Source organism: Streptococcus mitis ATCC 6249, assembly GCF_000146585.1.
In the GTDB taxonomy this organism is placed as follows: Bacteria; Bacillota; Bacilli; order Lactobacillales; family Streptococcaceae; genus Streptococcus; species Streptococcus mitis_AZ.
Window position 1 is genome coordinate 792,824 of record NZ_GL397179.1, and the last position, 24,571, is coordinate 817,394.

Consider the following 24,571-nt stretch of genomic DNA (forward strand, 5'->3'; position numbering starts at 1 on the left):
GCAAGCAACTGCTGAACTTGCGAGAAATTCTCACTTTTAAGGTCTTGATTTTTAATCGAACTCGAAAGTGAAGCAAGATTGTTATCAAAGTTGAGGGGTGTCAAATCATGCTTTTTTTGATATAATTTTTAATGATGAATGCGAGAAATGATCGGTATGTGGTCGTTGATTTAGAGGCGACCAGCACCGGAAGCAAGGCAAAAATTATTCAAGTAGGCATTGTGGTGATTGAGAATGGCGAAATCGTCGATCAGTATGCGACTGATGTCAATCCCCATGAACCCTTGGATTCTCATATCAAAGAATTAACAGGTCTGACCGATCAACGTTTGGCTGCGGCACCAGAGTTTTCTCAGGTGGCTGGAAAAATTTTTGAATTGGTTAAAGACGGTGTTTTTGTTGCGCACAATGTACAATTTGATGCCAACCTCCTTGCGGAATTTCTTTTTTTTGAAGGCTATGAATTGCGCACTCCACGGGTGGATACTGTTGAGCTAGCCCAAGTTCTATATCCTCAGTTTGAAAAGTACAATCTAGGTATTCTTTGTCAAGAGTTGGGTATTGAACTGGAACAGGCCCATACTGCCTTGTCTGATGCTCAGGCAACAGCAGAACTCTTGCTTTACATGCGTCAAAAACTTTTTGAGTTACCCAAAGGGCTCTTAGAAAGTTTGTTAGACCTTGCAGACAACCTTCTCTATGAAAGTTATCTGGTGATTGAGGAGGTCTATCAGCAACAATTTCTCCTGTCCTCTTCGGAATTGATAGAACTACATGGGCTTTTCCTGAGAAAGGAAAGTCAAGCCTTAGTCCCACGCAAATTATCCAAAGATTTTGCTAAAAACATTTCCTTATTGGGACTGGAGGAGCGTCCACAGCAGTTGGAATTTGCGGAGAAGGTTGAGCACTTATTGGAAGAACACCAGACTTCCTTTATCCAAGCTCAAACGGGACTGGGTAAGACTTACGGCTATCTCCTTCCAGCTTTGAATTTGGAGGGTGAAGCTGGAATCCTAGTGAGCGTTCCGACCAAAATTCTTCAAAATCAGATCATGCAAGAAGAAGGACAGCGTTTAAAAGAGGTTTTTCATCTGGAGATTCATAGTCTCAAGGGTCCTCAAAATTATTTAAAACTGGATGCCTTTCACCGAGTTCTCCATCGATCTGAGTCCAATCGTCTTTTCACACGCTTTAAAATGCAACTGCTCATCTGGCTAACGGAAACAGAGACTGGTGATTTGGATGAAATTGGGCAACTTTATCGCTATCAGCATTTTCTACCTGAACTAGTCCACGATGGCAAGCTTTCAAAGAAAAGTTTATTTGCTACAGAGGATTTTTGGAAACGAGGGCAGGAAAAGGCCAAGACCAGTCGTGTTCTTCTGACCAATCATGCCTATCTGGTCACTCGTTTGGAAGACAATCCAGAGTTTGTCGACAACCGTTTAGTGATTTTGGATGAAGCTCAAAAAATGCTCCTAGCCCTTGAAAATCTAGCCCAGCAGGCTTATCGCCTTGAGGAACTTGTTACTCAAATTGAAAAGTCCTTGGAGACAGAGGAAAATTTGATTCAGAAACGCTTGCTTGAGAGTATAGGTTTTGAATGTCGTTACTTGATGGACCAGTATCAGTCAGGTCTTAAGAATGGAAAGTGGTTGGATTCTCTAGAACAGTTGCGCCAACATTTTTCAGAGTTAGCTCTCCCAGAGTATAGAGAGATTGCAAACTTTTTCACCTCGGACCGTGAATTTTGGCTTGCTACAGCCGAGAAATCGAGCAAGGATGTCTTGATTTGTTCAAGCAAAAAAGGCCGCTTTATACTAGCAGACTTATTGCCAGAAGATTGCGGGCTCCTAGGAGTATCTGCCACTCTTGAAATCAGTAATCGGGTTTCCTTAGCAGATTTATTGGGATTTCCAGATGCTCCGCTTGTTAAGCTTGATGTAGCAAAACAGGAGCAACAAGAAGTCTTTCTAGTCAATGACTTTCCTCTTGTGACAGAAGTTTCGCCTTTTGACTATGCGAGTGAAGTGACTTCTGTTATCCGAAGGTTACAAACCTTTCAAGAACCCTTATTGGTTTTGTTTACTTCAAAAGAGATGTTGCTGGCAGTTTCGGACCTGCTCGACCAACCGCATCTAGCTCAGTATAAAAATGGGGAACCAAGCCAACTGAAAAAACGTTTTGAAAAAGGTGAACGCCAGATCTTGCTTGGAACAGGTAGTTTCTGGGAAGGGGTTGACTTTTCAACCCATCCTTGCGTGATTCAAGTGATTCCGAGATTACCTTTCCAAAATCCACAAGAACCGTTAACCAAAAAATTAAACCAAGAACTACGTCGAGAAGGAAAAAATCCCTTCTATGATTATCAATTGCCGATGGCTATTATTCGGTTGAAACAAGCCCTTGGTCGTACGGTTAGACGGCCTGACCAAGGTTCGGTTGCTGTAATCTTAGACAGTCGTGTTGTCAGCAAGCGCTATGGCAAACAAATCGCCCAAACCTTGTCAAAAGAAAGAACAGTTCGGGTTCTTGCTAGAGAACAGCTAGGGTCTGCAGTAGCAGATTTTCTCCAATCCCGTCGCAATAGAATGAAAGAAAAATCCAAGAAAGAGAAAAGGTAAAAAATATGAAACGTTCCTTCGACTCTCGAGTCGACTATAGCCTCCTTCTACCAGTGTTTTGTTTACTGGTGATTGGAGTAATGGCGATTTATATAGCAGTTAGTCATGACTATCCAAATAATGTACTTCCAATTCTAGGTCAACAAATCGCTTGGATTGCTTTAGGGCTTGTTATTGGCTTTGTCGTCATGTTATTCAATACCGAGTTTTTATGGAAGGTAACTCCCTATCTTTATGTCTTAGGTTTGGCCTTGATGGTTCTCCCTCTTGTTTTTTACAATCCGAGTTTAGTAGCTTCTACGGGTGCTAAAAACTGGGTGTCAATTGGAGGGACAACACTTTTTCAACCATCTGAGTTCATGAAGATTTCCTACATCTTGATATTGGCTCGAGTCATTGTACAATTCACTCAAAAGCACAAGGAGTGGCGCCGAACCATCCCTTTGGATTTCCTGCTGATTATTTGGATGATTGGCTTTACTATCCCAGTGCTGGTCCTTTTAGCCCTACAAAGTGACTTAGGGACTGCCTTGGTCTTTGTAGCTATTTTTGCAGGAATGGTGCTCCTTTCAGGCGTTTCGTGGAAGATTATCATTCCAGTTTTTGTTACGGGAGTGACTGCAGTAGGAGGCTTCCTAGCGATTTTTATCAGTAAAGATGGACGTGCTTTCTTGCACCAGATTGGGATGCCGACCTACCAGATTAACCGTATTTTGGCTTGGCTCAATCCCTTTGACTTCGCGCAAACAACAACTTACCAACAGGCGCAAGGGCAAATTGCGATTGGAAGTGGTGGTTTATTTGGGCAAGGGTTCAATGTGTCCAATCTCCTCATTCCAGTACGTGAGAGTGATATGATTTTCACAGTGATTGCGGAAGATTTTGGCTTCATAGGCTCAGTCTTTGTCATTGCATTGTACTTACTTCTTATCTATCGGATGTTGAAGATTACGCTCAGATCAAATAACCAGTTCTATACCTATATTTCGACTGGCTTTATCATGATGCTGCTCTTCCATATCTTTGAAAATATTGGCGCAGTGACTGGCTTGCTTCCTCTGACTGGGATACCTTTACCTTTCATCTCTCAAGGGGGGTCTGCAATTATTAGTAACCTCATCGGAGTCGGTCTTCTCTTATCTATGAGTTACCAGACCAATCTTGCAGAAGAAAAAAGTGGGAAAATTCCATTCAAACGAAAAAAAGTAATCCTAAAACAAATCAAATAAGAGGAGGTCGCTATGGCAAAAGTAGCAGTTATCTTAGCAAATGGCTTTGAAGAAATCGAAGCCTTGACAGTAGTCGATGTCTTGCGTCGAGCAAACATTTCCTGTGATATGGTAGGATTTGAGGAGCAGGTGACGGGATCGCATGACATTCAAGTAACAGCCGATCGTGTCTTTGATGGTGATTTATCCGACTATGACTTGCTCGTTCTTCCAGGTGGCATGCCTGGATCAGCAAATCTACGGGATAATCAAGCCCTCATTTCTGAGATTCAAGCCTTTAACCAAGAAGGAAAGAAGATTTCAGCTATCTGCGCAGCCCCTATTGCCCTCCATCAAGCGGGTGTTTTAAAAGACAAACACTTTACCTGTTATGACGGTGTTCAGGAGCAAATTACTGACGGGATTTACCAAAAGGAAACAGTGGTTGTGGATGGCAATCTAACAACCAGCCGAGGACCGTCAACAGCTCTTGCATTTGCCTATGAATTGGTGGATCAGTTGGGAGGAGATGCCGAAAGTTTACGAGTCGGCATGCTCTATCGAGATGTCTTTGGAAATCAAGAATAAAACGAGAGGCAGACTCTCGTTTTTTACTTGGAAAAATCTAGGAAATCATCGCTTTTTTCATAAAAAAATGCTATAATGAAGGGTATGAAATATCACGACTACATATGGGATTTAGGTGGTACCCTATTGGATAATTACGAGACTTCTACAGCAGCTTTTGTAGAAACCTTGGCCCAATATGGAATTGAGCAAGAACACGACCGTGTTTACGAAGCCTTGAAGGTTTCGACAGCTTTTGCCATTGAGAAGTTTGCCCCAGATATCGAGGATTTTTTAGAGCACTACAAAGAAAATGAAGCGCGTGAGCTAGAGCACCCAGTTTTGTTTGAGGGAATTCCAGACTTACTTAAAGACATCTCTGACAAGGGTGGTCGCCATTTCTTGGTTTCTCATCGAAATGACCAAGTTCTGGAACTTCTTTCTAAGACCAAGATAGCTAACTACTTCACCGAAGTAGTGACTGCCAGTTCAGGTTTTAAACGAAAACCAGATCCTGAGTCCATGATTTATTTACGTGATAAATATCATATTACATCCGGTTTGGTCATTGGTGATAGAAATATTGATGTAGAAGCAGGTAAAGCTGCAGGCCTAGATGCCTATCTTTTTGACAATGTTGCAACATTGAGACCAGCAATAGACATGTAAGAAAAAGGAAAAAAATGACAGAAGAAATCAAAAACCAACAGGCACAGGATTATGATGCCAGTCAAATTCAAGTTTTAGAAGGTCTGGAAGCCGTTCGTATGCGTCCAGGTATGTATATCGGATCGACTGCAAAAGAGGGTCTTCACCACCTAGTCTGGGAAATTGTTGATAACTCTATTGACGAGGCCTTGGCTGGATTTGCCAGTCATATCCAAGTCTTTATCGAACCTGATGATTCTATTACCGTTGTGGATGACGGTCGTGGAATTCCTGTTGATATTCAAGAAAAGACAGGACGTCCTGCTGTTGAGACAGTCTTTACGGTTCTTCACGCTGGAGGAAAATTTGGCGGTGGCGGATATAAGGTATCAGGTGGACTCCACGGAGTAGGTTCATCAGTAGTAAACGCTCTTTCAACCCAACTAGATGTCCATGTTCACAAAAACGGCAAAATTCATTACCAAGAATACCGTTGTGGTCATGTTGTTGCTGATCTTGAGGTCGTTGGAGATACAGATAAAACAGGAACAACCGTTCATTTTACACCAGACCCAGAGATTTTTACAGAAACAACAACATTTGACTTTGAAAAATTAAACAAACGTGTTCAAGAATTAGCTTTTTTGAACCGAGGACTTCGAATTTCAATCACAGATAAGCGTGAAGGTCTCGAACAAACCAAGCATTACCATTATGAGGGTGGGATTGCTAGCTACGTTGAGTATATCAACGAAAATAAGGATGTTATCTTTGACAAACCAATCTATACAGATGGTGAAATGGATGACATTACTGTTGAAGTAGCCATGCAGTACACAACGGGTTACCACGAAAACGTCATGAGTTTTGCTAATAACATTCATACCCATGAAGGTGGAACACATGAGCAAGGTTTCCGTACGGCTCTGACTCGTGTTATCAACGATTATGCTCGCAAGAATAAACTGCTAAAAGACAATGAAGACAACCTGACAGGGGAAGATGTTCGTGAAGGTTTGACTGCTGTTATCTCAGTCAAGCACCCTAATCCGCAGTTTGAAGGACAAACCAAGACCAAACTGGGAAATAGCGAAGTTGTTAAGATTACCAACCGCCTCTTTAGCGATGCCTTTTCTGATTTCCTCATGGAGAATCCACAGATTGCCAAGCGCATCGTGGAAAAAGGGATTTTGGCTGCCAAGGCTCGTGTAGCTGCTAAGCGTGCGCGTGAAGTCACTCGCAAGAAATCTGGCTTGGAAATTTCCAATTTACCAGGAAAACTAGCAGACTGTTCTTCAAATAACCCTGCTGAAACCGAACTCTTCATCGTTGAGGGAGACTCAGCTGGTGGATCAGCTAAATCTGGTCGTAACCGTGAATTCCAAGCTATCTTGCCAATTCGTGGTAAAATCTTGAACGTTGAAAAAGCCAGCATGGATAAAATTCTTGCCAACGAAGAAATTCGGAGCCTTTTCACAGCCATGGGAACAGGTTTTGGGGCAGAATTTGATGTCACTAAGGCTCGTTACCAAAAACTCGTTTTGATGACCGATGCCGATGTTGATGGAGCCCACATTCGAACCCTCTTACTGACTCTGATTTACCGCTACATGAAGCCAATTCTAGAAGCTGGATATGTCTACATTGCCCAACCGCCAATTTACGGAGTAAAAGTTGGAAGTGAGATTAAAGAATACATCCAGCCAGGTGCGGATCAAGAAATTAAACTCCAAGAAGCCTTAGCACGTCATAGTGAAGGGCGTTCAAAACCAACCATCCAACGTTATAAAGGTTTAGGAGAAATGGATGACCACCAATTGTGGGAAACAACCATGGATCCAGAACATCGCTTGATGGCGCGTGTTTCGGTAGATGATGCTGCCGAAGCAGATAAGATCTTTGATATGTTGATGGGGGATCGAGTAGAACCTCGTCGCGAATTTATTGAAGAAAACGCTGTTTATAGTACACTTGACGTCTAAAAATTGTGGGAAATAGTTCCCTTGGTTTAAAAAATATGATATAATCATTACGATTGTTTCTAGTATAAAAGGAGTTTGATATGTCTAATGGACAACTAATTTATCTAATGGTTGCGATTGCAGTCATTTTGATCCTAGCTTATGTAGCAGTTATCTTTTTACGTAAGCGTAATGTAAGTCGATTAACGGCCCTTGAAGAAAGAAAAGAAGAACTCTACAACCTCCCAGTTAATGACGAGGTTGAAGCCGTTAAAAACATGCACTTGATTGGTCAAAGTCAGGTAACCTTCCGTGAATGGAATCAAAAATGGGTCGATTTATCACTTAACTCATTTGCTGATATTGAAAACCATCTCTTTGAAGCTGAAAGCTACAACAATTCTTTCCGTTTCTTTAAGGCAACACACAAAATTGATCAAATTGAGAGCCAAATCGACTTGATCGAAGAAGACATTGCAGCTATTCGCAATGCCCTCTCAGAACTTGAAAAACAAGAATCTAAAAACAGTGGTCGTGTCTTGCACGCTTTGGACTTGTTTGAAACACTCCAGCACACTGTGGCAGAAAACTCAGAAAAATATGGAAAAGCCCTTCCTGAGATTGAGAAACAATTGGAAAACATCCAATCTGAATTCTCTCAATTTGTTACCCTGAACTCATCAGGTGACCCAGTTGAAGCCGCGGCTATTCTAGATGATACTGAAAACCATATTCTTGCCTTAACTCATATCGTTGATCGTATTCCGGCTCTAGTTGAAACATTGACAACAGACCTACCAGATCAATTGTCAGATTTGGAAGAAGGCTATCGCAAGCTGTTGGATGCCAACTTCCACTTCACTGAAACAGATATCGAGTCACGTTTCCAACTTTTGTATGAAGCCTTGAAGGAAAATCAAGAAAACATTCGCCAGTTGGAGTTGGATAATGCTGAGTATGAAAATAATCGCATTCAGGAAGAAATCAATGCACTTTATGATATCTTCACTCGCGAAATTGCAGCTCAAAAAGTAGTTGAAAGTCTTCTTTCAACATTGCCAACTTACCTCAATCACCTGAAAGAAAACAACCAAGTTCTAGTTCAAGATCTTGAACGTTTGAACAAAGCCTACCTTCTTCCAGAAAGTGATGGAAACCATGTTCGCCGCCTTCAAGCAGAATTGGCAGCACTTGATACAGCTATCTTAGAGGTAACAGAGGACCAAGGTGAGCCAACTCAAGCCTTCTCTGTACTTGAAGAACAGTTGGAAATGCTGCAAAGCAACCTCAAAGATATTGAAGATGAGCAAATCTCTGTGAGCGAACGACTTTCCCAAATCGAAAAAGTTGACCTCAATGCTCGTCAAAAAGCAAATGTTTATGTGAATCGTTTGCATACCATTAAACGATACATGGAGAAGAGAAACTTGCCAGGTATTCCTCAAAGTTTCTTGAAACTCTTCTTTACTGCAAGCCACAACACAGAGGATTTGATGGCAGAGTTAGAGCAACCACAAGTGAATATTGAATCCGTTAAACGAATTCTTGAAGTCGCAACCAATGATATGGAAGCACTTGAAACAGAAACCTACGATATTGTTCAATATGCAACTTTGACTGAGCAACTCTTGCAATACTCAAACCGTTACCGTTCATTTGATGAACGTATCCAAGAGGCTTTTAATGAAGCGCTTGAAATTTTTGAGAAAGACTTTGACTATAAAACATCATTTGAAAAGATTTCACAAGCATTGGAAGTTGCAGAGCCAGGAGTTACAAACCGTTTTGTGACCTCTTATGAGAAAACACGTGAAACGATTCGTTTCTAAATGAAAAGCTTAGATATTTCTAAGCTTTTTTATTTTTCTAAAAAGAAGTCAGAATTCTTGTTTATCATTGAAATAATAGCCTTGATTTGTTATGATGGAAATATGAAAAAAAATAGAGCAAAACGTGTGTCTCACGATAAAAAGAGAAGTATACTTCTTGCTTTTGTAGGGATTTTAGGAATCGCTATGATTCTCTTAGGGTGTGCCATTGGTTACAAGGTGCTACAAAAGCAATCTTATGAACAAAAAATTGAAGCGCTAAAAAGAGAAAAGGACCAACAATTCAACTCAGGTAGTCAGAGAGGCCATTTCCGAAAAGGTCAAGCTGAGGTGATTGCCTACTATCCTCTTCAAGGAGAGGAAGTCATTGCGTCTGTTAGAGAAAAAATCAACCAAGACATCAAGGAAAAGTTAGAAGATAAAGAGGATTTGGTCTTTTATTATACGGAGCAGTTGGATCAGGTTCTAAAGGGAGTTCTTGCGCGTAATATTAGTAAGCAAGTTTACGATTTGTCTGCAGCAAAGGTTGAAGAAAAAGAAAAGACATCTTTAGGAAAAGTTTTCTTGACAGAAGATGGAAAAACTTTTGATCTCAGTAGACTTTTCAAAGATGCTAGCAAGGCTAAGGAACTTCTATTGAGTCAAATCAAATCAACTCTAGAAGATAAGAAACTTGACCAGACAAAAATTGATCAGGTCCTAAAAAACTTTACAGACCAAGATCTGGCATCATGGAGCTTTGATTACAAAGATAGTCAAATCATCCTTTATCCTGCTAATCCAGGGGAGACTCTGGAGGAAATTGCTCTACCGATATCCAGTTTCTTTGATGTCTTGGAGTCCTCTTATCTATTAGAAAAAGATGCTGAACTCTATCAAGCTTACTTTGCACAAAAAGACAAAAAAGTTGTGGCTTTGACCTTTGACGATGGTCCAAATCCATCTACAACTACACAAGCTTTGGATACATTAGCTAAGTACAAAGTAAAGGCGACCTTCTTTGTACTTGGTAAAAACATCGCTGGCAATGAAGACATCCTTAAACGGATGAAGTCTGAAGGGCATGTGGTTGCCAACCACAGCTGGAGTCATCCTGTCCTTTCCCAACTATCTCTCGAAGATGCTAAAAAACAAATCACTGACACAGAAGATTTGTTAACCCAAGTTCTAGGTTCGAGTTCTAAACTCATGCGCCCTCCTTATGGTGCCATTACAGATGATATCCGTAACAGTCTGGACTTGAGCTTTATCATGTGGAATGTGGATAGTTTGGACTGGAAGAGTAAGAATGAAACAGCTATTTTAACAGAGATACAACGTCAGGTTCGTAATGGATCTATCGTTCTTATGCATGATATTCATGGTCCTTCTGTTAATTCCCTACCAAGCATCATTGAATATCTGAAAGAACAAGGTTATACATTTGTGACTGTTCCGGAAATGCTGAACTCTCGCTTGAAGGCTCATGAAATATATTATGACCGTGATCAATAATCTTCAAAATCTAAAGAGACATGCCTCTGTTAATCTGGTTTTGTTTCTTTAGATTTTCTTCACATAGAAAGGAAAAACGATGAAATCTTACACCCTTAATAATGGAGTTTCAATTCCTGTACTAGGATTTGGGACATGGAAAGCTGAAAATGGAGAAGTAGCCTACCAAGCTGTTTTAGAAGCCTTGAAGGCTGGTTACCGTCATATCGATACTGCAGCTATCTACAAAAATGAGGAGAGTGTTGGTCGCGCTATTCGAGATAGCGGTATTCCACGCCAAGAAATCTTTGTAACGACCAAACTCTGGAATACCAATCACAGCTATGAAGAAGCTCACCAAGCTTTTGAGCAATCAATGGAAAAACTGGGATTGGACTATCTAGATTTGTACCTGATCCATTGGCCAAATCCAAAACCACTAAGAGAAAATGAGGCATGGAAAACTCGCAATGCCGATGTCTGGAGGGCGATGGAGGATTTGTACCAAGAAGGGAAAATTCGTGCTATCGGAGTTAGTAATTTCCTTCCCAAGCATTTGGATGCTTTGCTTGAAACAGCAAGAATTGTTCCTGCAGTCAATCAGGTTCGCTTGGCACCAGGAGTTTATCAAGAGGAAGTGGTTGACTACTGTAGAGAGAAAGGCATTCTTTTAGAGGCTTGGGGACCTTTTGGCCAAGGAGAGTTGTTTGAAAAGAAAGAAGTCCAAGAAATTGCTGCTAAGCATGGGAAATCAGTGGCTCAAATCGCCTTGGCTTGGAGTTTGGCAGAAGGCTTTTTACCCCTACCTAAGTCCGTAACAGCCTCTCGCATCCAGAGCAATCTTGACTGTTTTGGGATTGAACTCAGCAAAGAAGAGCGAGAAATCTTAAAGAGTATTTCTGTGACTTCTGGAGCACCACGTGTGGATGAGATGGATTTTTAGTTTGAGAAACTAATTTATACTAAAATAATAAAGACTAGGAATTGTTAACCCTAGTCTTTTTTGTATAAAAAAGCAAATTATTTGTATAGTAAAATAGTTTTAAAAATCGAAATAAATGAACATTTTTGAAGTACATTGATTTGATAAAGCAAATTACACGAATGATAAAGTTAATAAAGAAGATTCTATACGGTAATATTACATTTTTGTGACAATTCAGATTTTTGTGAATATTTCTTTTTATTTGCGCTATAATAGGTATAATTTAAATAAAAGGAGATTGTTTATGAATAGACGACAACGTTTCTCACTAAGAAAATACAAATTTGGTCTTGCTTCAGTTTTATTGGGAACTGCTTTGGTTTTTGGAGCGAGTCAAGTCAGTGCCAATGAGCAGAGTACAGGTGAAAATCAAGCCCAAACTGAGGCAATCAAGACAGAGGTAAAAGACGATAAACACTCAAACTCTGCGACTGACCAAACCAATACTAATGGGATTGCACCAGTAGTTGGAGAGAGACCAGAAGCTGAAATTTCTAAAGAGGATGCTAGTAAACAAGATGCTAAGGTAGAAGCTCCGGTTGATAAAACTGCTGAAGCCCAAGAATCAGGGAAAGATGACTCGGTTGCAAAAGAAGTAGACCAAGGTGTCGTCCAAAAAGAAACAACAGTCGATACCAGTACAGCGCCTGCTACTGAGAAGGCTTCTGAGTTGGAGAAAAAAGAGGCTCAAACAACGACAGCTTCGAAAACTACTGGAGAAACGGCAACTACTGAAAAAGAACAAGAAAAAGCTGAGTCTGCAAAACCCAATAGTCTTTCAAGCAATGATATCATCACAGTACCAAAAACTTGGAAGGCTGGTTACAAGGGGACAGGGACCGTTGTTGCCATAATTGACTCCGGGCTTGATTTGAATCATGAGGTTCTTCGAATTTCGGACCCGTCAAAAGCAAAATTTAAAAACAAGGAAGCCATTGAAGCAGCTAAAAAGGCTGCTGGAATCGACTACGGTAAATGGTATAGCGATAAGGTTGTCTATGCCTACGATTACTTTGACGGAACAGATAAGATCAAAGAAGCAGAAAGAACTTCTCATGGGATGCACGTAACAGGGATTGCAGCTGGAAACCCTGATAAAGAAGCACCAAATGGAGAAAAGGTCTATGGTGTTGCGCCAGAATCCCAAGTCATGTTTATGCGTGTCTTTTCAGATCGGCAAAAAACGACCAGTTCTGCCCTTTATGTAAAGGCGATTGATGATGCAGTTGCCTTGGGAGCAGATGCCATTAATATGAGTTTGGGATCTAGCACAGGTTCTATGGTGGATGCTGGTTCTGATATTGTGGATGCCATCAAACGGGCTCGTGCCAAGGGAGTGTCTGTTCTTATCTCAGCAGGAAATAGCAATACATTCGGAAATGGTTATTCAAAACCACTAGCTGAAAACCCAGACTATGGCTTGGTTGGAAATCCATCCACTGTTGAAGACTCGATTTCAGTTGCTTCTGTTAACAATAAAACATTGACAACAGCCGTTTTTGAAGTTAAAGGTCTAGAGGGAAATGCCGGCCTTCATAACGGAAAATTTGATTATAATCAACCTGAAGCAGATAAGGACTTTGAAAAAGGCAAAGAGTATGAATACGTCGAAGCAGGGTTAGGTCGTGAAGAAGACTTTGCGAAGTTGGATTTAACTGGGAAACTTGCCCTCATTCAGCGTGGAGCCATGAACTTTTCAGAGAAGATCAAAAATGCTCGAAAACACGGTGCAGTTGGTGCTTTAATCTACAATAATGTAGAAGGTGCAAACATCAATATGTCTATTGATGATGAAGCAAAGAAAATTCCTTCTGTATTTATTTCTAAACAGTATGGTGAAGCCTTAAAATCAGGAAACTACAAGATTGTTTTTAATGGTAAGCTGGATAATCGTCCTTCTGATGTAGCCAATCAGCTATCTGACTTTTCAAGTTGGGGAGTGACCACCGATGGACAATTGAAACCAGACGTGACAGCTCCTGGCGGCAATATCTACTCATCCTTTAATGACAATACCTATGGTAGTATCAGCGGAACCAGTATGGCGGCTCCCCACGTTACGGGTGTTGCAGTTTTGGTTAAGGAATACCTTCAAAAACACCATCCAGAATTGACTCCTGAGCAAGTATCAGAGACTGTCAAGGCCTTGATCATGTCAACTGCAAAACCACATGTTAATAAGGACACAGGCACTTATACCTCTCCTCGTCAGCAAGGTTCTGGTATTGTGGATACAGCTGCCGCAGTGTCAACAGACCTCTATGTAACGGGTGAAAATGGTTATCCAAGCGTGACTTTAGGAAATGTTGGAGACCAATTTACTTTTAAGGTCACTGTACACAATATTTCAGATACTGACCGTACTCTCAAGATGGTAGTGAATACCAATACAGACGAGGTCCAAGATGGAAAATTCACCCTTCGACCTCGAAAACTAACGGAGACAGTCTGGCCTGAAGTGACGGTCAAAGCCCACAGCAGTCAAACAGTCACTGTTAAAGTGGATGCTCGAAAATTTGCTGCTGAACTCAGCAAACAAATGCCCAATGGCTATTTCCTTGAAGGTTTTGTTAGATTTGTAGATCCAGCAGATGATGGGGATATTGTAAGTCTTGCATTTATGGGCTTCCGAGGTGAATTCCAAAATCTCCCCGCTGTCGAAAAACCAATTTACAATCTTGTCCGAGAAGGGAAAAATGGATTTTACACGGAAGTAGACAAGGAAAATCCTGCCGTTAACTACTCTAATGATGCTACCTATCTAGCTACCTTGCAAAATGACCTTCTAGTGTCTAAAGGTCAACGCCAAGGACGCCGAATTACTGTTCTGGGGATTGAACAAAATGCTGAAGGTAAGCATGTTCTTCAGTTGGACGAAAAAGGGAATGTCCGTATTGCCATTTCTCCAAACGATGATGGAAACAAAGACCTAGTTGAATACAAAACGGTTGCTTTGAGAAATCTTGTAAATCTTCGGGCTACAGTTTATGCGGCTACGGATACCAAGCATGAACATCCTATTTGGGAGGGCGATGCAAAGGATCTTCGTAAGAATTACTTTGATGGTGAAAGTAGAAATCTGAAGAGTTATATTCTAGATAATACTGCTTGGAGAGGCCAGGATTTTGATGGCAATACTGTTGCAGATGGTTTATATGACTATGTTATCAGTTATACACCAGACGTTCCAGGAGCTAAAGAACAATACATGATCTTTAAAATTCAAATTGATACTCAAAAACCTGTCATCACAAGTGGTTATATTCGCTTTAAAGATGGAAACCAAGAATTCGTAGCTCGAAAACCAAAAGATGTGGGTCAAGGCGGTATCCTTTCAGAAAAAGTCTTCTATATCACACCATTTGACCAGAAAGGGACCATGGTTCTAACTGGGAAAGACCAGTCTGGAACTCGTGCGCTTGAGAACACCCATCTGATTAAGGCAAATGCTGACGGTAGTTATACACTTCCTAAGGATGTTGATAAGGCTAATATTTACTATCTTGTTGAGGACTATGCAGGAAATGTAGACTATATCTCACTTGCTGAACTTGTGCGCGATCAAAATAGTGGTCGAGTGAAAATTGCCTTGAAGGATGCAAAAACAAACCAGGATATTGATACCCTCTACGTCTATCGAATCAAAAATAGCAAGGGACAATATGTTGATGTTGACAAGACAAAAGCGATTCATTTCTTACAGTTTGGTCATTATACAGCAGAAATTTTCAGTTATGACCGAACAGAATTGAAATTTATCAGTGCCTTGTCCCAAGAGTTTGACTTGACGGAAGAAAATAGTTTCCAAACCATTACCTTCCTAGCAAATCTCCTAGAATATGCACCGGTATCTGTTTCTTTCAATCAAGCCGTTCCAAAGACGACTACAGTGGTTCTGAGAGGAGAAGATGGTACAAGGATCACTCTTCCTGCTGAAAAATACGGTCAATACGCTTTCGGCAAGAAAGTTGCTATAGGTCGTTATACTGTAGAGATCGGCTTACCGACTGGATATGAACTCCTTGAAGATCTCGTTTCCTTGCTAGTTCAGCCCGGTCGAAATAATGCTTTGCGTCTATCTGTTGTGTCTAAGTTGGCCTTGATTGCTGCGGTAAATCAACAAAAAGAACTGGTAGAAACGTCTCGTTACTTTAATAGTAGTGCAGATAAGAGAAAAGCTTATGACCAAGCTTTCCAAGTGGCACAGTCAGCCTTGTCAAGCAAGTTGAAACAAGAATTGATTGATGGCGTTCTCGCTAGTCTTGAAGCTGCTGGTAAAGCTTTGGATGGAAAAGATTCGAACGTTACAGCCTTGAAAGAAGCTATGAAAGCTTACTACGCAACGACTAAAACTGGACGATATGCTAATGCCAAGGAAAAAGTACGTCGAGCTTATGATCGTGCCTTCCAAGAAATCGCCTTACTAGCTGTGGCTCCTAAAGTTAAACAGGATCAAATTGACCAATCTCTCATTGCCCTAGCGACGGCTAAAAGCAAACTAAATGGCAAGGCAACAGACTTCTCTAGTCTAAAGAAACTGGTCAAGGATGAACGCCTTTTCCAAGAAAAAAACGCGAGATTTATCTATGCTGACAAGAAAGAAAAAGCAGCTTATCTTTTAACTTTTAAAGAGGCACAGGAACTCCTTAAAGATCCAGGAGCGAGCCAAGAAGATGTCAAAGATGCCATTACAGCATTGAAACAAGCCAAGAGAAATCTGCATGGCAAAAAACCAAAAGTGAAAAGACATCCTTAAACAGGAGTTTCTGAAGCTTTACTATTAAATGAGTCTGGAACTTTGTTTTCAGACTCATTTTTGGTTTACACTAGCTAGAAAATCTGCTATAATACTAGGTAGGAAAGAAAGTCTTATGGCGTTCTTCAAGCGAGCTTGGGACAGTGGGAGCCAAGTAGAACAAGCTAAGAAACTGGCGCTTTCTGTCGTATTTTTTAAAAACAATGAAGTAATAAATTAGGGTGGAACCGCGTTTCTGACGCCCCTAGGTCACTTGACTTAGGAGCAAAGACACGGTTCTTTTTGTATCCAAAGTCTCAAGAATTAATAACAAGGAGTAAAACATGTCCAAAAAATTAACCTTTCAAGAAATTATTTTGACTTTGCAACAATTTTGGAATGACCAAGGTTGTATGCTCATGCAGGCTTATGACAATGAAAAAGGTGCAGGTACAATGAGTCCTTACACCTTCCTTCGTGCTATCGGACCTGAGCCATGGAATGCGGCTTATGTAGAGCCATCACGCCGTCCTGCTGACGGTCGTTACGGGGAAAACCCTAACCGCCTATACCAACACCACCAATTCCAAGTGGTTATGAAGCCATCTCCATCAAATATCCAGGAACTTTACCTTGAGTCTTTGGAAAAATTGGGTATCAATCCTTTGGAACACGATATTCGTTTCGTTGAGGACAACTGGGAAAATCCATCGACTGGATCTGCAGGTCTCGGTTGGGAAGTTTGGCTTGATGGCATGGAAATCACTCAGTTTACTTATTTCCAACAAGTCGGTGGATTGGCAACTGGCCCTGTGACTGCGGAAGTTACCTATGGTTTGGAGCGTTTGGCTTCTTACATCCAAGAAGTAGACTCTGTTTATGATATCGAGTGGGCTGATGGTGTAAAATACGGAGAAATCTTTATCCAGCCTGAGTACGAGCACTCAAAATATTCGTTTGAAATTTCGGACCAAGAAATGTTGCTTGAGAATTTTGATAAGTTTGAAAAAGAAGCAGGACGCGCTTTGGAAGAAGGCTTGGTTCACCCTGCCTATGACTATGTTCTCAAATGTTCACACACCTTTAACCTACTTGATGCGCGTGGTGCCGTATCTGTAACGGAGCGCGCAGGCTATATCGCCCGTATCCGTAACCTGGCCCGCGTCGTAGCCAAAACCTTTGTCGCAGAACGCAAACGCCTAGGCTACCCACTTTTAGATGAAGCAACACGAGCTAAACTCTTAGCAGAAGACGCAGAATAAAGAGAGTGACAAATTACGAAAATGGGCGAACAGAGTGAGCCTTGTGCCAGTTGCCGCAGTGATGAAGGTATCCTTAGTGAAGCTAAGGATACTAGGCAAAATTGGAGACTTTTGGCTCCAATTTTAGCAATGAAACGACGAAGTCGGTTGCTTGCGTGCCAATCACATAAGGCAAACTGGAAAATAAAAAGATACTTTTCGGAGAAAAAATATGACAAAAAACTTATTAGTAGAACTCGGTCTTGAAGAGTTACCAGCCTACGTAGTAACTCCAAGTGAAAAACAACTAGGTGAAAAAATGGCATCCTTCCTCAAGGAAAATCGCCTTTCCTTTGAAGCCATTCAAACCTTCTCAACACCACGTCGTTTGGCTGTTCGTGTGACTGGTCTTGCAGACAAGCAATCTGATTTGACAGAAGATTTCAAGGGACCAGCAAAGAAAATTGCCTTGGATGGTGATGGAAACTTCACCAAAGCAGCTCAAGGATTTGTCCGTGGGAAAGGCTTGACGGTTGAAGATATTGAATTCCGTGAAATCAAGGGTGAAGAATATGTCTATGTTACCAAGGAAGAAGTGGGTAAACCAGTTGAAGCCATTGTTCCTGGTGTTGTAGATGTCTTAAAATCCCTAACTTTCCCTGTCAGCATGCACTGGGCTAACAACACCTTTGAATACATCCGCCCTGTACATACTTTGACAGTTCTCTTGGACGAGCAAGAGTTTGACTTAGATTTCCTTGATATCAAGGGCGGTCGTGTAAGCCGCGGTCATCGTTTCTTGGGACAAGAAACTGAGATTCAGTCAGCATTGAGCTACGAAGAAGACCTTCGTGCACAGTTTGTAATCGCGGATCCTCGTGAACGTGAGCAAATGATTGTTGACCAAATCAAAGAAATCGAGGCAAAACATGGTGTACGTATCGAAATTGATGCTGACTTGCTGAATGAAGTCTTGAATTTGGTTGAATACCCAACTGCCTTTATGGGAAGTTTTGATGCTAAATACCTTGACGTTCCAGAAGAAGTTTTGGTGACATCAATGAAGGAACACCAACGCTACTTTGTTGTCCGTGATCAAGATGGTAAACTCTTGCCAAACTTTATTTCTGTTCGTAACGGAAACGCAGAGCATTTGGGAAATGTCATCAAAGGAAATGAAAAAGTCTTGGTAGCCCGCTTGGAAGACGGAGAATTCTTCTGGCGTGAAGACCAAAAATTGATTATTTCTGATCTTGTTGAAAAATTGAACCATGTGACCTTCCACGAAAAGATTGGTTCTCTTCGTGAACACATGATTCGTACGGGGCAGATTGCCATTCTCTTGGCAGAAAAAGCTGGTTTGTCAGTGGATGAAACAGTTGACCTAGCGCGTGCAGCAGCTATTTACAAGTTTGACTTGTTGACGGGTATGGTAGGTGAGTTTGATGAGCTCCAAGGTATTATGGGTGAGAAATATGCCCTTCTTGCTGGTGAAACTCCAGCAGTTGCAGCAGCCATTCGTGAACACTACATGCCGACAGCTGCTGAAGGCGAACTTCCAGAGAGCAAGGTTGGGGCAGTTCTAGCCATTGCAGACAAATTGGATACGATTTTGAGTTTCTTCTCAGTAGGCTTGATTCCATCAGGTTCTAATGACCCTTATGCCCTTCGTCGTGCGACGCAAGGTGTTGTTCGTATCTTGGATGCTTTTGGTTGGCACATTGCCATGGATGAGCTGATTGATAGCCTTTATGCTCTGAAATTCGACAGTTTGACTTATGAAAATAAAGCAGAGGTCATGGACTTTATCAAGGCTCGTGTTGATAAGATGATGGGTTCTACTCCAAAAGATATCAAGGAAGCAGTTCTTGCAAGTTCGAACTTTGTTGTGGCAGATATGCTAGAAGCAGCAAGTGCTCTTGTCGAAGCAAGCAAGAAAGAAGATTTCAAATCGTCTGTTGAATCCCTCTCCCGTGCCTTCAACTTGGCTGAGAAGGCAGAAGGTTCTGACACGGTTGATCCTGCTCTCTTTGAGAATGAAGAAGAGAAAGCTTTGGCGGAGGCAGTAGAATCATTAGTTTTATCAGGAACTGCAAGCCAGCAATTAGAACAACTCTTTGCGCTTAGTCCAGTTATTGATGCTTTCTTTGAGAATACCATGGTAATGGCTGAAGATCAGTCTATCCGTCAAAATCGTTTGGCAATCTTGTCACAATTAACCAAGAAAGCAGCTAAACTTGCACGTTTCAACCAAATCAATACCAAATAAAATCTGGTAAACGGATTAAATCTTATCATAAAGGAGAGAAACATGGATCCTAAAAAAATTGATCGCATTAACGAGCTTGCCAAAAAGAAAAAAACAGAAGGCTTAACTTCTGCTGAAAAAGTAGAACAAGCTAAACTTCGTGAGGAGTATATTGAAGGCTATCGTCGTTCTGTTCGTCACCACATCGAGGGAATTAAAGTTGTGGACGAGGAAGGCAATGACGTCACACCAGAAAAATTACGTCAGGTACAACGTGAAAAAGGTTTGCATGGCCGTAGTTTAGATGATCCTAACTCATAAAATGAAAGGGGCTTGTAGATGATTTACAAGCCCCTTTTTTGTTGTAATAAAAAAGAAGGAGCCAAATGGCTCCTTTTTGGTTTCTTAGTTGCTTGCACCAGAAGTAGCGTCTGCGTCACCACCGTGGCCTCCAGCATCACCTGAATCAGAAGCGCCAGAAGTAGCATCGGCGTCTCCATGACCTCCAGCTGCAGGAGCAAATGGTCCGCTACCACCCACCAAACGTTGCCCAGTCTCTTTTAGGTACCAGTCAAGCCATGGTTGGAAGTTAAAGACAATTTCATTGATACCAGCGTATGATCCATCAGGATAATACATTGCTTGGTAGTTGTGGGTGTTGATGACACCTGCAGGAGAACCTGGAACGATCGTACGAACGTATTCTTGGTTTCCGTTGCGAAGTGTTCCGATAACCCACTCTACATTCTTCATGCGTGCTGGCGGAAGAGAACCATGCACAGTTGACATACGGCTACCTGATTGAGGTGGTACACGTTTAGCAAACATGGTGTCTGGATCTTGGTGAGCGTTGTTGTAGTAGAGGAATTGGTTGTTGTCGTCAGCGTATGTCAATTCAAATGGCATAGCTTTCAAGAACATATCGATTTGGTTAACTGTCAGGATACCGTGGTCCAATTTGACATAGGTATCACCAGAAACAGCCCCAGTGATTGCTGCAACTTTTTCTACCCATTCTGGATCATCAGGATCAACTTCTGTAATGGTTGTAGCAATTGGTTTTCCACAATCCAAGTCTTCTGGTTCGATTGGTTTTGGTTTTTTCAATTTCGAAACGACTCCTACGTATTTCACAAAGTTATCTAAGCAAGTTTCAAGGAATTTAACAGTTCCTTCGTTGGTGATGTTTCCATTGTTATCAAAAGCTTCTTTGGCTTTACCAAGAAGGAATTCATTACCTGGAAGTGTGTAGGCATTGACACCAGGAGCGTCAAGAATCTTACGAAGGTGAACTTGGGCACGTGAAGTCCCTTGGTCGTAGTATGATGCTCCCACAATCATAACAGGTTTGTTTTCAAATGGATGAACTTCGTATGAAAGCCATTCAAGTACAGATTTGAGAGAAGCTGAGATAGTGTGGTTGTGCTCAGGAGTCGCAATTATGACACCATCAGCACGTGTAATCTTGTTATACAAGAAGCGCAATTGGAAGCTTTCGTCCCATTTTTCGTCTTGGTTAAACATTGGAACTTCGTCGATTTCAAGGACTTCTAATTCAAATTTGAATTTGAAATTGCGACGGATAAATTCCAAGAGTTTGCGGTTATATGATTGATCGTAGTTTGATCCAACAAGTCCAACAAATTTCATTCTTTCGGTCTCCTATCTTACAAATTTTCCCAGTCAAATTCTTCTGCATCTTTGCGAAGCAATTCTTGCGCATTGCGCAATTTCTCAGTAATTTTCACAAAGATACGGAAGTCATCAAAGATGGCATCTAATTTCTTGATGACATCAAGGTCAACCAAGTCACCACTTGGGTTAAATGCTTGAAGAGAGTGAGAAAGCAAGAATTCATCTGGTAGAACATTTGCCTTAATTTCAGGAGCGTTCAAGATTTGACGAAGTTGCAATTGGGCACGAGATGAACCAAGAGTTCCGTAAGAAGCACCAGTGATCATGATTGGTTTGTTCAAAAGTGGGTAGATACCATAAGATAGCCAAGCAAGAGCGCTCATCAAAACTGCAGGGATTGAGTGGTCGTACTCAGGGGTACCGATGATGACACCATCAGATGCTTCAATTTTAGCCGCAATTTCAAGAATTTCAGCAGGAAGAAGTTTATCTGCTGGTTTGTTGAAAACAGGAATGTCCTTGATTTCAACAAGTTCAATCTCAGCCTTGTCGGCGAAGTGTTTTTGCATGTATTGGAGCAATTGGCGGTTTGTAGAACGTTTAGAGTTCGTTCCAACAATGGCAATAAGTTTTAGCATGAGATTTCCTTTCTCTTTTTACATAATACAAATTTAAAGGCCTGAAGAACATGTAAGGTTCCCCTCTTTGTCGATGAGAATGGCTTCGATACCATCTAAACTTTCGACTTGCCAGAGGATAGAAGCGATACGTTCTCCGAATAGGCGGGTTGTCCAAATCTCACCATCGACGGATTTATCTGAGATAATCGTTAGGCTAGCGAGGTCTGTTTCGACAGGGAAGCCTGTCTCACTATCGAAAATATGGTGATAGTCTTTTCCGTCTATTGTCAGGTGGCGTTCATAGATACCAGAAGTGACGACGGATTTATTAGAAACAGGAATGGTTAGGAGATGATTGCCACGAGGATTTCGCGGATCCTGAATACCAATCTGCCAGTCTTTCCCTTCTTTGGCTTGATTGTTCCCGATGGTGAGGATATTTCCTCCGAGATTGATCAAGGAAGAAGTGACTCCGTGTACTTTTAAATACTGAGCAACTTTATCTGCACTATAGCCTTTAGCTAAGCAACCTAAATCAAGTTTCATTCCCTTTTTCTCTAAAAATACAGTAGAGCTAGCGGGATCTAACTTGATAAAATGCGGGTCAACTAGAGGCAAGACAGCTTCGATTTCGTTTAGCTCGGGGAGTCGAGCATCTGAAAAACCGATTCGCCAGGTTTGAATCAAGGGGCCAATGCTGATGTTTAGATGGCTAGATGGAGCTAGACTGTGTTCTAACCCAAGAGCAATCAGTTCAAATAAGTCAGGATGGACCTTGACCGGAGCAATTCCAGCCTGGTGATTGATCTCCATCAATTCGGATTCTTGACTGTTGGCGTTGAAGCGGTACTCGAGCTCTCTGAGTAAATCAAAGGCTCCTTGAAGCAGGCAATCTGCCTGTTCATCTACTAATGAAATAGTGATAGTTGTTCCCATGAGTCGTTCAGAACGTGAACGAAGAGGCAAGCTACCAACTCCTTTCTCTTTATAGGAAATCATTCAATATAAGGTCGTTAAACAAAAATTAAACCCCTTACATTTTCTTTCCATGTATCTAGCATATCATAAAGTCAGCGTTTTCACAAATGAATTTTGACAAAAAGTCAAGGAATATGCTCAAAAAATATAAAAAAAGGATAGGAACTCATAAAAAATAATATAATAAAACTTATAATTGCTTAAAATAAGAGAATTCTAAGCAAATACCTTGTAAACGCTAACAGTAAATGTTATACTAGAAAGGTAAATTTTAAATTAAAGGTAGGAAATTTTCTATGAGTAAAATCGTTGTAGTTGGTGCTAACCACGCTGGTACAGCATGTATCAATACTATGTTGGACAATTTTGGACATGAAAATGAAATCGTTGTATTTGACCAAAACTCAAATATTTCATTCCTTGGTTGTGGAATGGCGCTTTGGATCGGGGAGCAAATCGACGGAGCTGAAGGCTTGTTCTACTCTGATAAAGAAAAATTGGAAGCTAAGGGTGCAAAAGTTTACATGAACTCACCTGTTCTTTCAATCGACTATGACAATAAAGTTGTGACAGCAGAAGTTGAAGGTCAAGAACATAAAGAGTCTTATGACAAATTGATCTTTGCGACTGGTTCAACTCCAATCTTGCCTCCAATCGAAGGTGTTGAAATCGTTAAGGGCAACCGCGAATTCAAAGCAACACTTGAAAATGTTCAATTTGTTAAGTTGTACCAAAACGCAGAAGAAGTTATCGAAAAACTTGCTGACAAGAGCAGACACCTTGAACGCATCGCAGTTGTTGGTGGTGGTTATATCGGTGTTGAACTTGCTGAAGCTTTCGAACGTCTTGGAAAAGAAGTTGTTCTTGTTGATATCGTAGACACTGTTTTGAACGGCTACTACGACAAAGACTTCACTCAAATGATGGCGAAGAACTTGGAAGACAACAACATCCGCTTGGCACTTGGTCAAACAGTAAAAGCTATCCAAGGTGATGGTAAAGTTGAACGCTTGGTAACAGACAAAGAAACATTTGATGTGGATATGGTTGTTCTTGCAGTTGGTTTCCGTCCAAACACAGCTCTTGCTGATGGTAAGATTGAACTCTTCCGTAACGGTGCCTTTCTTGTAGACAAGAAACAAGAAACATCAATTCCAGGTGTTTATGCAGTAGGTGACTGTGCGACTGTTTATGACAACGCTCGTAAAGACACTAGCTACATCGCGCTTGCTTCAAACGCTGTTCGTACTGGTATCGTTGGTGCTTATAACGCTTGTGGACACGAACTTGAAGGAATCGGTGTACAAGGATCAAACGGTATCTCAATCTATGGTCTTCACATGGTTTCAACTGGTTTGACTCTTGAAAAAGCTAAAGCTGCTGGTTACAACGCAACTGAAACAGGCTTTAACGATCTTCAAAAACCAGAATTTATGAAGCATGACAACCATGAAGTTGCCATCAAGATTGTCTTTGATAAAGACAGTCGCGAAATTCTTGGCGCTCAAATGGTATCACGTGATTCTGCTATCAGCATGGGAATTCATATGTTCTCACTTGCTATCCAAGAACATGTGACAATTGACAAGTTGGCCTTGACAGATCTATTCTTCTTGCCACACTTTAACAAACCTTACAACTACATCACAATGGCTGCACTTACAGCTGAAAAATAAAAATTGATGAACTATCTGGCCTTAATTGAAGGTCAGATAGTTTTTTTCTTGTTTTTGTCCCCAGACAGTTGTTGTTTTTCTATCTTGTACTTCATTCTAATCTGACATAAAATAAAATGGTAGCTACCAATACAAATGATGAG

At 41.1% G+C, this 24,571-nt stretch carries 16 protein-coding genes; 13 read left to right on the plus strand and 3 right to left on the minus strand.

Going from position 1 to position 24,571, the window contains the following annotated elements:
* Positions 1–134: 134 nt before the first annotated feature.
* The 12 genes from HMPREF8571_RS05645 to HMPREF8571_RS05710 all read left to right on the plus strand — a co-directional run bounded on the left by HMPREF8571_RS05645 (position 135) and on the right by HMPREF8571_RS05710 (position 19,840).
* On the plus strand, positions 135–2,624 hold the full coding sequence (locus HMPREF8571_RS05645; protein WP_025168440.1) for a bifunctional DnaQ family exonuclease/ATP-dependent helicase: 2,490 nt from the start codon (positions 135–137) through the stop codon (positions 2,622–2,624).
* A 5-nt stretch (positions 2,625–2,629) separates the two neighbouring features.
* On the plus strand, positions 2,630–3,853 hold the full coding sequence (locus HMPREF8571_RS05650) for an FtsW/RodA/SpoVE family cell cycle protein (RefSeq protein ID WP_000830408.1): 1,224 nt from the start codon (positions 2,630–2,632) through the stop codon (positions 3,851–3,853).
* 12 nt (positions 3,854–3,865) lie between these two features.
* Complete coding sequence (locus HMPREF8571_RS05655) at positions 3,866–4,420, plus strand: DJ-1 family glyoxalase III (protein ID WP_001140921.1); 555 nt, start codon at positions 3,866–3,868, stop codon at positions 4,418–4,420.
* A gap of 84 nt (positions 4,421–4,504) precedes the next feature.
* The gene (locus HMPREF8571_RS05660) at positions 4,505–5,068 is read left to right on the plus strand and encodes an HAD-IA family hydrolase (protein WP_025168441.1); all 564 of its coding nucleotides are present in this window, start codon (positions 4,505–4,507) and stop codon (positions 5,066–5,068) included.
* Positions 5,069–5,082: 14 nt separating this feature from the next.
* Positions 5,083–7,029, plus strand: coding sequence for a DNA topoisomerase (ATP-hydrolyzing) subunit B (gene gyrB, locus HMPREF8571_RS05665; RefSeq protein ID WP_000134065.1), 1,947 nt, complete (start codon positions 5,083–5,085; stop codon positions 7,027–7,029).
* Between the two features lie 80 nt (positions 7,030–7,109).
* The gene (ezrA, locus tag HMPREF8571_RS05670) at positions 7,110–8,837 is read left to right on the plus strand and encodes a septation ring formation regulator EzrA (RefSeq protein WP_000064797.1); all 1,728 of its coding nucleotides are present in this window, start codon (positions 7,110–7,112) and stop codon (positions 8,835–8,837) included.
* Positions 8,838–8,939: 102 nt separating this feature from the next.
* Complete coding sequence (gene pgdA, locus HMPREF8571_RS05675; RefSeq protein WP_025168442.1) at positions 8,940–10,331, plus strand: peptidoglycan-N-acetylglucosamine deacetylase PgdA; 1,392 nt, start codon at positions 8,940–8,942, stop codon at positions 10,329–10,331.
* 79 nt (positions 10,332–10,410) lie between these two features.
* A complete protein-coding gene (locus HMPREF8571_RS05680) occupies positions 10,411–11,253 on the plus strand; it encodes an aldo/keto reductase (protein WP_000844570.1) in 843 nt (280 codons plus the stop codon).
* 286 nt (positions 11,254–11,539) lie between these two features.
* Positions 11,540–16,051 (plus strand): S8 family serine peptidase, encoded by a 4,512-nt coding sequence (locus HMPREF8571_RS05685; RefSeq protein ID WP_001081919.1) that lies wholly within the window; start codon positions 11,540–11,542, stop codon positions 16,049–16,051.
* A gap of 323 nt (positions 16,052–16,374) precedes the next feature.
* Entirely contained in the window at positions 16,375–17,292 is a 918-nt protein-coding gene (gene glyQ, locus HMPREF8571_RS05695; RefSeq protein WP_000038733.1) for a glycine--tRNA ligase subunit alpha, read from the plus strand.
* A 211-nt stretch (positions 17,293–17,503) separates the two neighbouring features.
* Entirely contained in the window at positions 17,504–19,540 is a 2,037-nt protein-coding gene (gene glyS / locus HMPREF8571_RS05705) for a glycine--tRNA ligase subunit beta (protein ID WP_000164793.1), read from the plus strand.
* A gap of 42 nt (positions 19,541–19,582) precedes the next feature.
* Entirely contained in the window at positions 19,583–19,840 is a 258-nt protein-coding gene (locus tag HMPREF8571_RS05710; RefSeq protein ID WP_000371302.1) for a DUF896 family protein, read from the plus strand.
* Positions 19,841–19,924: 84 nt separating this feature from the next.
* Here the strand turns inward: HMPREF8571_RS05710 and HMPREF8571_RS05715 are convergent, their stop codons facing one another.
* The 3 genes from HMPREF8571_RS05715 to HMPREF8571_RS05725 are packed head-to-tail and all read right to left on the minus strand — an operon-like array spanning position 19,925 to position 22,740.
* The gene (locus HMPREF8571_RS05715; RefSeq protein WP_000673672.1) at positions 19,925–21,169 is read right to left on the minus strand and encodes an NAD(P)H-dependent oxidoreductase; all 1,245 of its coding nucleotides are present in this window, start codon (positions 21,167–21,169) and stop codon (positions 19,925–19,927) included.
* 17 nt (positions 21,170–21,186) lie between these two features.
* A complete protein-coding gene (locus HMPREF8571_RS05720) occupies positions 21,187–21,792 on the minus strand; it encodes an NADPH-dependent FMN reductase (protein WP_000915929.1) in 606 nt (201 codons plus the stop codon).
* 33 nt (positions 21,793–21,825) lie between these two features.
* Positions 21,826–22,740 (minus strand): FAD:protein FMN transferase, encoded by a 915-nt coding sequence (locus HMPREF8571_RS05725; protein WP_025168443.1) that lies wholly within the window; start codon positions 22,738–22,740, stop codon positions 21,826–21,828.
* A 308-nt stretch (positions 22,741–23,048) separates the two neighbouring features.
* Here HMPREF8571_RS05725 and nox point away from each other — a divergent pair, with 308 nt between their 5' ends.
* Positions 23,049–24,428, plus strand: a complete 1,380-nt coding sequence (gene nox / locus HMPREF8571_RS05730; protein WP_000036758.1) for a H2O-forming NADH oxidase — start codon at positions 23,049–23,051, stop codon at positions 24,426–24,428.
* Positions 24,429–24,571 lie beyond the last annotated feature (143 nt).